The following is an 11,119-nucleotide window of genomic DNA, read 5'->3' on the forward strand; positions in this document are numbered from 1 at the left end:
TTATGCAGCCCGAGACTCAAGCGCGGATTAAGGATCTTTCGTCCACACTTTCCACTATCGAGAAGGTGATGGACCTCGACGTGCTCCGCGAGCGCGCCCGCGAACTCGAGGCCCAAGCCGGCGACCCGTCTCTGTGGGACGATCCGGCGCACGCACAGCAGGTGACCACTGAGCTTTCCAATGTGCAGTCGCGGTTGAAGAAGGTCACGTCGTTGCGCTCGCGTATCGACGACCTGCCGGTCATGTACGAACTCGCCGAAGAAGAAGGCGACCCCTCGATGGCCGACGACGAGTTGGCGGACGTGGCAGCGCAAATCGATTCGCTTGAGGTGCAGACCATGCTCTCCGGCGAATACGACGAGCGCGAGGCCGTGGTCAACATCCGCTCTGGCGCCGGTGGCGTGGACGCGGCGGACTGGGCGGAGATGCTCATGCGTATGTACGTGCGTTGGGCGGAAAAGGCTGGCCACAAGGTGGATGTGTACGACATCTCCTACGCTGAGGAGGCTGGCATCAAGTCCGCCACCTTTGTTGTGCACGGCGATTACCTCTACGGCCAGTTGTCGGTGGAGCAGGGCGCGCACCGCCTTGTGCGTATCTCCCCGTTTGATAACCAGGGCCGCCGCCAGACCTCGTTCGCCGAGGTGGAGGTGCTTCCGGTCGTGGAGCACACCGACCACATTGACATCCCGGATTCGGACATCCGCGTGGACGTCTACCGTTCCTCTGGCCCGGGCGGGCAGAGCGTGAACACCACGGACTCCGCGGTGCGCATCACCCACATTCCGACTGGCATCGTGGTGACCTGTCAGAACGAGAAGTCCCAGATTCAGAACAAGGCCTCGGCGCTCAACGTGCTGCAGTCCAAGTTGCTGGAGAAGAAGCGCCAGGAGGAGAAGGCGGAAATGGACGCCCTCGGTGCGGGTGGTAACGCCAGCTGGGGCAACCAGATGCGCTCCTATGTTCTGCACCCGTACCAGATGGTCAAGGACCTGCGCACCGACTATGAGGTGGGCGACCCGCAGAAGGTGCTCGACGGCGACATCGACGGCTTCCTGGAGGCCGGCATCCGCTGGCGTATGGCACAGCAGCAACAAGAGTCACACCAGTAACGGGTAAGGTGTGTCGCGTGATCCGATTCGACCATGTGACCAAGACGTATCCGACGTCCACGCGCCCCGCGCTCAACGACGTCACCCTGGAGATCCCAGACGGCGAGTTCGTCTTCCTGATCGGCGCGTCCGGCTCCGGCAAATCGTCGTTCTTGCAGTTGATGATCCGCGAGGAAAACGTCACCTCCGGCGACATCTACTTCGGCGACTTCCACGTCAACGCACTGTCCGGCAAGCAGATCAACACACTGCGCCAGTCCATCGGCTACGTGTTCCAGGACTTTCGCCTGCTGCCCAACCTCAACGTGTACGACAATGTGGCGTTTGCGCTCGAGGTGATCGGCAAGCCGAAGGACCGCATTGCCAAACTCGTGCCGGAGGCACTCGAACTTGTCGGCCTCGGCGCGAAGGCGAATCGTATGCCGCGCGAGTTGTCAGGTGGTGAGCAGCAGCGTGTTGCGATTGCGCGTGCGTTCGTCGATAAGCCAAAGCTCATGCTTTGCGACGAGCCCACGGGCAACCTCGACCCAGGCACCGCCGACGAAATCATGGCCTTGCTTGCGCGCATCAACCGCATGGGCACCACCGTGATCATGTCCACGCACAACGCGCGTGCGGTGGATGACATGCGCAAACGCGTCATCGAACTGCAACTGGGCAAGGTCGTGCGCGACGAACAAAACGGCGTCTACGGGGATGTGAGGAAGTAACCATGAACTGGAATTTCATCTTCCGCGAAGGCTTCAAAGGGCTCGGCCGCAACCTGACCATGACCATCGCGCTGGTGATCACTACGGCGCTCTCGCTCGCGCTCGTCGGCACCGGCATTTTGATCTCGCAGGCCACCGCCGATACGAAGAAGCTCTACCTCGACCGCGTCGAAGTGATGGTCGAGCTGGACGAGGATATTTCCGCTAACGACAAGGACTGCTCCACCGACGCCTGCAAGCAGGTGCGCGACACTCTGCAGGGCGACGACCGCGTCGAGCAAGTCACCTTCCGCTCCCGCGAGCAGTCCTACGAGCGGTTCGTGGAACTGTTCCAGGATGCCGAGCCGGAACTCGTGCGTGAGACCACCCCGGATGCGCTTCCGGCCGCGCTGCACGTGCGCCTGGAGGACCCGACAGACACGGCACCGCTTGACGCGATCCGTGAGATGCCGCAGGTCACCGTCATTTCCGACCAGGCCGACACCGTGCGCTCCGCCGCCGGCACGCTGAACACGTTCCGCAACGCCGCCTTCGTCATCGCCGCCGCACAGGCGCTGGCCGCTGTGTTCCTGATCGCGAACATGGTGCAGTTGGCCGCGTTCAACCGCCGCGAACAGATCGGCATCATGCGCATGGTCGGCGCCTCGCGCTGGTACACCCAGGCCCCGTTCGTGCTCGAGGCCGTGATCTCCGTGCTGCTCGGCGCGGTGCTGGCCACCTTCGGCGTGTGGGCCGGCAAGCAGTTCCTGGTGGACCCGCTGCTCGGCGACCTCTACGCATCCCAACTCATCGCCCGCGTCCCAGACTCCGCAGTGTGGGCCGTTATGCCACTGACCGGGCTCGTCGCCATGGTGCTCGGCGGCCTCGCAGCCCAGGTGGCACTTCGCTCCTACGTGCGGAAGTAGTACACTCGAGCGCCTATGTCCAAGAAGAAGAAAAAGCAGAAGCTTTCCAACACCGGCGTCCTGGCGACCAACCGGAAAGCTCGCCATGACTACACCATCTTGGACACCTGGGAGTGCGGCATCGTCCTGCAAGGCACCGAAATCAAGGCGCTGCGCGAGGGCAAGGTGTCGCTCGTCGAGGCGTTTGCCACCATCGACAACGGTGAAGTCTGGCTGCGCAACATGCACATCCCCGAATACTCCAAGGGGCACTGGACCAACCACCCGCCGCGCCGCACCCGCAAACTGCTGCTGCACCGCCGCGAGATCGACTCGCTGGAGGGCAAAGTCCGCGACGGCAACCGCACCCTGATCCCGCTATCGCTTTATCTCAAGGACGGCCGCGCCAAGGTCGAGTTGGGCCTCGGCCAAGGTAAGCAGGACTACGACAAGCGCCGCGCCATCAAGCGACGCACCGAGGACCGCGAAATCACCCGTGAGCTGGGCCGCAAGCTGAAGGGCATCAAGGTGTAGCGTTTTCAGTACGGTGGGGGCCTATGAAAAAGGCACTGATTACTGGAGCGTCTCGCGGCATCGGTCGCGCGATTGCTGAAGAACTTGGCAAGGACCACCACATTTACGCAGGCGCGTCACAGGACGCGTCGGGGGTTGTTTCGGCGCTGCCGAGTGCGGAGCCGTTTGAGGTGGACCTGACGGACACCGAAGCTATTGAGCGCGCCGCCGCTGAGATCGACGAACTCGACGTCCTCGTGCTGGCCGCCGGCGTGATGGAAAACGGTTCCCTGGAAGAGGTTGGCGACGCCTCCTGGCGCAACACGATGGAAGTCAACCTCCACGCGCCCGTGACCCTGACTCGCGCGCTGCTTCCTGCTTTACGACGATCCAACGGCCTGATCATCACCATCAACTCCGGCGCCGGCTACCACGGCATCGCTAACAACTCCGCCTACTGCGCCTCCAAGTTCGCGCTGCGCGGCTTCACCGATTCACTCGCCCAGGAGGAAGCCGGCAAGGTCCGCGTGACCTCGCTGCACCCGGGCCGCACCGACACCGACATGCTCTCCGGCGACGACGGCCTGCCCAAGATGGCCGCCACCGAAGTAGCCAAGGCAGCCCGCCTTGCTGTCGACGCCGGCCCCGACGCCGTCATCGAATTCCTCCGCGTCCGCCCAGCGTTCACGGGGTAGGTTGCCGGCTGGGGCAGGGCTTGCCGGCTGGGGCGGGCTTGCGGGCGTTGCTCAGGCTCCGGCGCGCCCAGCCCCTTGTGCTCCGGCGCGCTCGGCTCCTTGGGCTCCGGTGCGCTCGGCCCCTTGGGCTCCGGTGCGCTCGGCCCCTTGTGCTTGTGCGCCGCGTCGGGTAACGTCTCTTCTCCTACGTTTCTTCGTAGTTGAAGGGGTCGATTTGGTTTCGACTTCATCACTTAGCCAGGGGAAGCGTGCCGGTGCAGGCAGGAGACCACCGAAAGCGTCGCTGTAACTAATAAACGCAGAGAAGAACTCTCAGCGTGACTACGCCCTCGCGGCCTAATTAGAAAGGTCCAGCGACCTGCGTGTCCGTCAGGCCGGGGATGTCCCCGACCCGGTACCTGGCGTCGACTTAGGGGACTTGCCTTCCGGCCCTGTCAGTGGGGCCTTGGGAGGGACACTTTTCACTGACTGGGCCCGTCATCCGGACATGTTCGCCTGATCCGGAGGGCCGAGCAGAGATTCTGTGCGAACTGCGCACGGAGAAGCCCTGGTGCGGTGGTGAAGGACCCGGGTTCAATTCCCGGCGGCTCCACCGAGTGCGAAACCCGCTGGCCAAACGGCCAGCGGGTTTTATTATTTGCCGGCGAACCTGCACCGAGTACAGCCCCCACTCTGCGGTGCTCATCGTCTAGTTCCTCGACATCGTCTAGCTCCCCGCGAGGGCAACCAGACGATCAGCTCCATACTGAAAACGGTCCCCAATATGACCTGGGGAAACGTCGAGGCCACTGCGAGACCGTCTAGCGGCACCCGAAGGGGAGCTAGACGATCTCGTAGCCGGTGACCGGGCCCTCCGTGTTCGGCTGCCAACCGAGTGCTGGGGCGACGTGGGTGGCAAAGTTCTCCAGGATCTTTACGTTTACGTCCACGCCCATGCCGGTCGGGATGGTGAGCAGAAGGGTGTCGGCGGCAATGACGGCAGGGTCGGCCTTGAGCTGCTCGATGAGCTTGTCCGGCTCGGCGGCGTAGGTGCGGCCGAAGGTGGAGGCGCCGACCTCGGGGAGCATGCCTACCTGGTCGGAGCCGGAGGCTTGCATGCTGAAGCGTGCCATGTCGGCGCCGTCGACGATGGGGAAGATGGAGCGGGACACGGACACGCGCGGGGTCCAGTCGTGGCCGGCTTCCTTCCAAGCTGCGCGGTAGCGGTTGATTTGGTCGACTTGGATCTCGCCAAGTGTCTGCGCGGTGGTCTCGGAGACCAGGGTGGAGGACATGAGGTTCAGGCCGTCTCGCGCGGTCTGCTCGGCAGACGCGTGGGTACCGGAGCCGTAGAAGATGTGCTTGCGCAGTTCAGGTGCCATGGGGAAGACCGGCAGGGCGGAGCCGGGCTGGAACATGTTGGGGTACTGGCGCTCGAGGGGCGCGGCGGTGGCGAAGCCGTGGCCGTCGACGGCGGCCATGAAGGTTTCGAGGTGGTTGCGGGCGACGTCGGCACCGTTCGGCGCTTCGCCCTTGTAGCCGAATGCTTCCCAGCCGCGCTCGGCGACCTCGGGGGCGCCGCGGGATACGCCAAGGGCGACGCGGCCGCCGGAGAGTTGGTAGAGGGAGGCGGCTTCTTCGGCGAGGTAGAGCGGGTTTTCGTAGCGCATGTCGATCACGCCGGTGCCAACTTCGATGCGCTCGGTGGAGGCTGCAACTGCACCGAGCAGCGGCATCGGGGCGGAGGCTTGCGGGACGAAGTGGTGGACGCGGAAGGATGCGTTGTTGACGCCGATCTCGTCGGCAGCTTTGGCGATCTCGAGGTGGATTCTCGCTACCTTTTCTGCCGAGGGGCCGCGTTGGCCGCCGATGGCGTAGTGCCCGAAGCTCAAGAAACCGAATGCTTTCATGGGGTCCTCCAGATCAGTTATGTGACATATCAACAAATATCACAGCCTGTGCCGAGCAGCGCAACCGAAAAACGGCCTCAACGTTGTATTGGAGGAGCTTAAAAGGTTTATTAAACCCCTTGGCGCGACCACAGCCCGGCGCTACGGTCGTGCGCATGATTTCAAAGACTGCGAAGACGTTGTCCGCTGCAACCGCCCTAGCTGCCATCGCTGGCGGCTTCATTGGTGCTGGCACCGCGCACGCACAGGTAGCGCAGCTCTCGTCGGCCAACCCGAACCTGGACCAGTTGGTGCAGAAGGGTTGGGACACCTACACCGGCGCCGTGCTGGGCAATAAGGGAGGCATGTTGCTGAAGGATCTGCCGAAGGACGCCAAGCCACTGGCAGCAAAGGATGTAAAGGAAGCTCTCGCACAGCCGCTGCAGGCGAAGGAAGATGCCGCGATCACCCTGACGTTCACTCCGCAGGGCCGGCTCAATTACGACGACGGCTGCAACGTCGGCAACGTGACCTACAAGGTCAACGCCCGCGGTGGGGTGAAGGTGGGCACGTTCGCTGAGACCCAGCGTCTTTGCGACCCAACCCGCATGAACAAGTCCGATGAACTGAAGTCGATCCTGCGAGCGGGTCCCGCTGTGTACAAACTTAACGACGACACCATCGCCCTTGGCGCCCAAGGCAAGATGATTGAGTTTCTTGGAGTTGCATAGGCATCCCATGAAACCCCTTGAACCCGCGAATCCGGCCGCTACCGTGTGGGGCATGGGTATCAAGACTCAGAAAACATTGTCCATTGCAACCGCGCTCGCGGCCCTGGCCGGCGGCACCCTTGGTGTCGGCACGGCTGGCGCGCAGGAGCGCTCGAGCAGCATTGACCAGTTTGTCCAGATGAGTTCCTCCCTGTTTTCTAACCCGGCGGGGCAGCAGCCCGCTGGCACTGGGCTGATGGTTCCGCTTGCGGAAGGCGCGACGCAGTTGCCTAACGACCAAGTCCAGCCCGCACTGGACACCACCTTGCGTGCCAAGAACAATGACAAGGTCACCGTTGATTTCCGCCCGGACGGCACGCTGACCTACAACGATGGCTGCAACGCGGGTAACTCCACCTACCAGGTGGATACGACCGGCAGGTTGCGCGTCGGTGACCTCAACGAGACTCGCATGGCGTGCCCTCCGGGTGCGGAGGTTGCCGCGAATGATCTAAAGACGATCCTGCGCGCCGGCCCGGCGGTGTTCCAGGTCGATCCGTCCACGCTTGCGCTGGCCGCACAGGGGCAATCGGTTGAGTTTGTGAAGTTGCCGGTGCGTGTCGTCGATTAGCAATCGCGACAGACAGCAAAGCTCCAGGTCGCCCTGGGGCTTTTTGCTTTGCGACGACCCCACCTCGGTCATTTACAACACAGTTTTGTAGTCTAAATGGGCGGAAACCGGGGGTGCCGGTTGACTTTAAGTATGGGTACCCTAAACTGGCGCAGGTAACCCTTACCTAAGTCTGGAAGGACGACAATGATCCGTTTCCCGCGCACCGCGCTGATCGCCCTCGCAGCCGCAGGCTCGCTAACGCTCGGCGCATGCTCCAACGCAGAGCAGGCCGCTGAGACCACCACCTCTGCAGCAGCCACCTCCGAGGCTGCCTCCTCCTCCGCCACCACCGATGGCAGCACCGTCAAGGTGACCGACAACTACGGCGAGAAGGAAGTGCCGGCAAACCCGCAGCGCGTCGTCGCTCTGGACAACCGCACCTTCGAGCTCCTGGACTCCTGGGGCGTTAAGCCGGTCGCAGCAGCGCGCGACCTCGTCCCGAACACCATTCCGGGTATCGCGGACGATGAGAGCATTGTCAACATCGGCAACCACAAGGAGCCGAACCTCGAGGCCATCGTGGCCGCTGACCCGGATGTGATCGTCTCTGGCCAGCGCTTCCGCAAGTACGACGAGGAAATTGAGAAGCTGGTTCCGAACGCTACGCTCGTCGAGTTCGAGCCGCGCGACGGCGAGCCGTTTGACCGCGAGCTCATCCGCCAGACCCTGGCACTTGGCGACATCTTTGGCAAGCAGGCCGAGGCTGAGCAGACCGTCAAGGAGTTCACCGAGGCTGTCGAGCGCGCCCGCACCGCCTACAACCCGGACCAGACCGTCATGGCCGTGAACGTTTCCGGTGGCGAGATCGGCTACGTCGCACCGGGCGTCGGCCGCATGTGGGGCCCGCTGTTCGACCTGATCGGCTTCACTCCGGCGCTTCAGGTGGAGAACGCCTCTAACGACCACAAGGGTGATGACATCTCCGTCGAGGCAATCGCTGACGCGAACCCGTTCTGGATCTTCGCTCTCGACCGCGATGCAGCGATCAAGTCCGCCAAGGATTCCCCGGAGGCGCTGTCTGTGATCAACGACTCCGCTGCGCTGCAGAACGTCACCGCGGTGAAAGACAACCACGTCTACGTGGCGCCGAAGGACACCTACACCAACGAGTCCATCCTCACCTACACCGAGATCCTCAACGATCTGGCAGACAAGTTCGAGGCTGCAAAGTAACCCCTGAATGACACATCCAACTGCGACCACCACCCGCCCCAAGCTTCTCGATTGGAAGCTTGGGGTGGGTGTTGTCATTGTCGTTTTACTGCTGCTGACCTCGCTTGCGGTGGGGCAGTACGACATTTTGAATAGCGATGACGGCTGGGCCATGTTCCGTACCACCCGCGTCCCGCGCACCATCGCGTTGGTGTTGGCCGGCGCAGCGATGGCGATGAGTGGGTTGATCATGCAGATGCTCACCCAGAACCGCTTCGTCGAGCCGACCACCACCGGCACCACAGAATGGGCCGGTCTGGGCCTGCTCGCGTCGTTCGTGTTCTTTCCAAACGGCACGATCATGACGCGCATGCTGCTTGCCGTCGGTTTCGCTTTTGTGGGCACGATGGTGTTCTTTGCCTTTTTGCGCAAGGTCACGCTGCGCTCCAGCCTGATCGTGCCGATCGTCGGCATCATGCTCGGCGCCGTGGTCAGCGCAGTCTCCACCTATTGGGCGCTGCAGGCCGACCTGTTGCAATCGCTCGGCGTGTGGTTTGCAGGCTCGTTCACCAGCGTGATCGCGGGGCAGTACGAGGTGTTGTGGATCGTGCTGTTCGTGGTCATCGCCGTGTTCTTCTACGCCGACCGGCTCACCGTGGCCGGCCTCGGCGAAGACGTGGCCACCAACGTTGGCCTGAATTACAACCGCATCGTGCTCGTCGGCACCAGCTTGGTCGCGGTGGCCGCCGGTGTGGTCACGGTTGTCGTCGGCAATCTGCCATTTCTGGGACTGATCGTGCCGAACATTGTGAGCATGATGCGTGGCGACGACCTCCGCTCCAACCTGCCATGGGTCTGCCTTACCGGCATTGGAGTGGTAACGGTGTGCGACCTCATCGGCCGCACGATCATCGCGCCATTCGAAATGCCCGTGTCCGTCATCCTCGGCGTCGTCGGCGCCGCGGTGTTTATCGCCATGATTGTGAGGCGGAGCCGGAATGCGTGAGATCGGGGCGTTCCAGTCGTCGACAAGCAAAAAGCGCTACTGGATTATTATCGGCGCGCTTGCGGTGGCCGCACTGTTATTTACCGCGGGGCTGCTCGCGTACGGCAACCCGATGGAGTTCGGATCCACCGGCTATTGGCTGATCGCGCAACGTCGCATGAACGCGGTGATCGCGATGGCAATCGTGGCTGTGTGCCAAGCGACAGCAACCGTGGCGTTTCAAACGGTGACAAACAACCGAATTCTCACCCCGTCCATCATGGGGTTCGAATCGCTCTACGTCGCCATCCACACCTCAACTGTGTATTTCTTCGGTGCAGCAGGGCTGATTAACGCCCACACCTTGCAGATGTTTGTCATCCAGCTTGTGCTCATGATCGGGCTCAGCCTGGTGCTCTACACATGGCTGCTCGCCGGCAACAACCCCGACATGCACGCCATGCTGCTGGTCGGCATCGTGCTCGGCGGGGGACTGGGTGCAGTATCTACGTTTATGCAACGCATGCTCACACCCAGCGAGTTCGACGTGCTCACCGCGCGCCTGTTTGGTTCCGTGAACAACGCCGACCCGGAGTACTACCCGTTGGCAATCCCGCTGGTCATCGTGGCGACGGGACTACTGATCTTCAACTCGCGCGCGCTCAACGTCCTGTCTCTGGGGCGCGACGTATCCATGAATCTAGGCGTGGACCACAAAAAGCACGCGATTTACACGCTCGTGCTGGTGGCCATCCTCATAGCGGTATCGACCGCGCTGGTCGGCCCGATGACCTTCCTCGGCTTCCTCGTGGCCACACTCGCGTACCAAGCCGCGGATACCTACGACCACCGCTACGTCTTCCCCATGGCGATACTGCTCGGATACTGCATCCTGTCGGGTGCGTACTTTGTGATGAACCACATCTTCTACGCGCAAGGCGTGGTCTCCATCATCATCGAACTGGTCGGTGGCCTGACCTTCCTAATCGTGATTTTGAGAAAGGGACGCCTGTGATTCAACTCAAAGAAGTCCGCAAGGCCTACAGCAGTAGTGTTGACATCGGACCGGTCACCCTGGACATCCCCGAAGGCGGCATCACCGCCCTCGTCGGCCCGAACGGTGCAGGTAAGTCGACCCTACTGACGATGATCGGCAGGCTCCTCGACCTCGATTCCGGTCACATCGAAGTTGCAGGCATGGACGTCACCTCGGCGCGCTCGAAGGACCTGGCCAAAGTCGTGTCCATCCTGCGTCAGGAAAACCACTTTGTGACCCGCCTGACCGTGCGCCAACTCGTCGGCTTCGGCCGCTTCCCATACTCGGGCGGGCGCCTGACCCCCGAAGATGAGGAGATCGTCTCGCGCTACATCGACTTCCTCGGCCTGCGCGAGCTGGAGAATCGCTTCCTCGATCAGCTCTCCGGTGGTCAGCGTCAGCGCGCCTACGTTGCGATGGTGCTTAGCCAGGAAACGAACTATGTGCTTCTCGACGAGCCCCTGAACAACCTCGACATCTCCCACTCCGTGGAAATGATGAAGCACCTGCACTCCGCATCCCGCGAGTTTGGCCGAACCATCGTGATCGTTCTGCACGACATCAACTTCGCCGCACGCTACGCGGATTACATCTGCGCAGTAAAGGACGGGGAAGTTGCTGCCTTTGGCACGGTCGACGAGATCATGCGCGACAGCCTGCTCAGTTCGATCTTCAATACTCCGGTGGAGGTTATTGAAGGCCCGCATGGGCCTATTGCGTGCTATCACTAAAACACGTTCTGTACAGCGAATTTGTGTTGTTTGTGAGTTCGTGGTTATAT

The 11,119-nt window shown here is 62.2% G+C and carries 12 protein-coding genes and 1 other RNA gene; 12 read left to right on the forward strand and 1 reads right to left on the reverse strand.

Translation table 11 applies throughout. The features are described from left to right. Positions 1 to 2: 2 nt before the first annotated feature. The 6 genes from prfB (at position 3) to ssrA (ending at position 4,509) form a co-directional block, all read left to right on the forward strand. Complete coding sequence (gene prfB / locus HMPREF3145_RS07080; RefSeq protein ID WP_070422547.1) at positions 3 to 1,112, forward strand: peptide chain release factor 2; 1,110 nt, start codon at positions 3 to 5, stop codon at positions 1,110 to 1,112. Between the two features lie 17 nt (positions 1,113 to 1,129). Continuing rightward, positions 1,130 to 1,822 carry a cell division ATP-binding protein FtsE gene (gene ftsE / locus HMPREF3145_RS07085; protein WP_070422548.1) on the forward strand — a complete coding sequence of 231 codons (693 nt, stop codon included), beginning with the start codon at positions 1,130 to 1,132 and terminating at the stop codon, positions 1,820 to 1,822. Between the two features lie 2 nt (positions 1,823 to 1,824). Continuing rightward, positions 1,825 to 2,727 carry a permease-like cell division protein FtsX gene (ftsX, locus tag HMPREF3145_RS07090; protein WP_070422549.1) on the forward strand — a complete coding sequence of 301 codons (903 nt, stop codon included), beginning with the start codon at positions 1,825 to 1,827 and terminating at the stop codon, positions 2,725 to 2,727. A gap of 15 nt (positions 2,728 to 2,742) precedes the next feature. Further along, a complete protein-coding gene (gene smpB / locus HMPREF3145_RS07095) occupies positions 2,743 to 3,240 on the forward strand; it encodes an SsrA-binding protein SmpB (protein ID WP_070422550.1) in 498 nt (165 codons plus the stop codon). A gap of 23 nt (positions 3,241 to 3,263) precedes the next feature. Further along, positions 3,264 to 3,914 carry an SDR family oxidoreductase gene (locus tag HMPREF3145_RS07100; RefSeq protein ID WP_070422551.1) on the forward strand — a complete coding sequence of 217 codons (651 nt, stop codon included), beginning with the start codon at positions 3,264 to 3,266 and terminating at the stop codon, positions 3,912 to 3,914. A gap of 205 nt (positions 3,915 to 4,119) precedes the next feature. Then, positions 4,120 to 4,509: a transfer-messenger RNA gene (ssrA, locus tag HMPREF3145_RS07105) on the forward strand. Between the two features lie 226 nt (positions 4,510 to 4,735). On the opposite strand, the gene HMPREF3145_RS07110 is transcribed toward ssrA, so the two are convergent. Next, a complete protein-coding gene (locus HMPREF3145_RS07110) occupies positions 4,736 to 5,803 on the reverse strand; it encodes an LLM class flavin-dependent oxidoreductase (RefSeq protein WP_070422552.1) in 1,068 nt (355 codons plus the stop codon). A 155-nt stretch (positions 5,804 to 5,958) separates the two neighbouring features. Here HMPREF3145_RS07110 and HMPREF3145_RS07115 point away from each other — a divergent pair, with 155 nt between their 5' ends. From HMPREF3145_RS07115 to HMPREF3145_RS07140, 6 genes are all read left to right on the forward strand, one after another. Then, positions 5,959 to 6,513: an META domain-containing protein gene (locus HMPREF3145_RS07115; RefSeq protein ID WP_168162456.1), complete on the forward strand. Its 555-nt coding sequence runs from the start codon at positions 5,959 to 5,961 to the stop codon at positions 6,511 to 6,513. 52 nt (positions 6,514 to 6,565) lie between these two features. Beyond that, on the forward strand, positions 6,566 to 7,123 hold the full coding sequence (locus HMPREF3145_RS07120; protein WP_168162457.1) for an META domain-containing protein: 558 nt from the start codon (positions 6,566 to 6,568) through the stop codon (positions 7,121 to 7,123). Positions 7,124 to 7,309: 186 nt separating this feature from the next. Next, a complete protein-coding gene (locus HMPREF3145_RS07125) occupies positions 7,310 to 8,338 on the forward strand; it encodes a siderophore ABC transporter substrate-binding protein (RefSeq protein ID WP_070422555.1) in 1,029 nt (342 codons plus the stop codon). A 7-nt stretch (positions 8,339 to 8,345) separates the two neighbouring features. Beyond that, complete coding sequence (locus HMPREF3145_RS07130) at positions 8,346 to 9,323, forward strand: ABC transporter permease (protein WP_070422556.1); 978 nt, start codon at positions 8,346 to 8,348, stop codon at positions 9,321 to 9,323. Beyond that, the gene (locus tag HMPREF3145_RS07135; RefSeq protein ID WP_070422557.1) at positions 9,316 to 10,317 is read left to right on the forward strand and encodes an iron chelate uptake ABC transporter family permease subunit; all 1,002 of its coding nucleotides are present in this window, start codon (positions 9,316 to 9,318) and stop codon (positions 10,315 to 10,317) included. The genes HMPREF3145_RS07130 and HMPREF3145_RS07135 overlap by 8 nt, the downstream gene beginning before the upstream one ends. Next, positions 10,314 to 11,069 (forward strand): iron ABC transporter ATP-binding protein, encoded by a 756-nt coding sequence (locus HMPREF3145_RS07140; RefSeq protein ID WP_070422558.1) that lies wholly within the window; start codon positions 10,314 to 10,316, stop codon positions 11,067 to 11,069. The genes HMPREF3145_RS07135 and HMPREF3145_RS07140 overlap by 4 nt, the downstream gene beginning before the upstream one ends. Positions 11,070 to 11,119: the final 50 nt, after the last annotated feature.

Origin of the sequence: Corynebacterium sp. HMSC05C01 (genome assembly GCF_001807155.1) — a bacterium.
Lineage (GTDB): Bacteria > Actinomycetota > Actinomycetes > Mycobacteriales > Mycobacteriaceae > Corynebacterium > Corynebacterium coyleae.

Coding starts and splice junctions, on each gene's coding strand:
- HMPREF3145_RS07100 (WP_070422551.1), top strand. CDS start 3,264: ATGAAAAAGGCACTGATTACTGGAGCGTCTCGCGGCATCGGTCGCGCG.
- ftsX (WP_070422549.1), top strand. CDS start 1,825: ATGAACTGGAATTTCATCTTCCGCGAAGGCTTCAAAGGGCTCGGCCGC.
- HMPREF3145_RS07125 (WP_070422555.1), top strand. CDS start 7,310: ATGATCCGTTTCCCGCGCACCGCGCTGATCGCCCTCGCAGCCGCAGGC.
- smpB (WP_070422550.1), top strand. CDS start 2,743: ATGTCCAAGAAGAAGAAAAAGCAGAAGCTTTCCAACACCGGCGTCCTG.
- HMPREF3145_RS07130 (WP_070422556.1), top strand. CDS start 8,346: ATGACACATCCAACTGCGACCACCACCCGCCCCAAGCTTCTCGATTGG.
- HMPREF3145_RS07115 (WP_168162456.1), top strand. CDS start 5,959: ATGATTTCAAAGACTGCGAAGACGTTGTCCGCTGCAACCGCCCTAGCT.
- HMPREF3145_RS07135 (WP_070422557.1), top strand. CDS start 9,316: ATGCGTGAGATCGGGGCGTTCCAGTCGTCGACAAGCAAAAAGCGCTAC.
- HMPREF3145_RS07110 (WP_070422552.1), bottom strand. CDS start 5,803: ATGAAAGCATTCGGTTTCTTGAGCTTCGGGCACTACGCCATCGGCGGC.
- prfB (WP_070422547.1), top strand. CDS start 3: ATGCAGCCCGAGACTCAAGCGCGGATTAAGGATCTTTCGTCCACACTT.
- HMPREF3145_RS07120 (WP_168162457.1), top strand. CDS start 6,566: ATGGGTATCAAGACTCAGAAAACATTGTCCATTGCAACCGCGCTCGCG.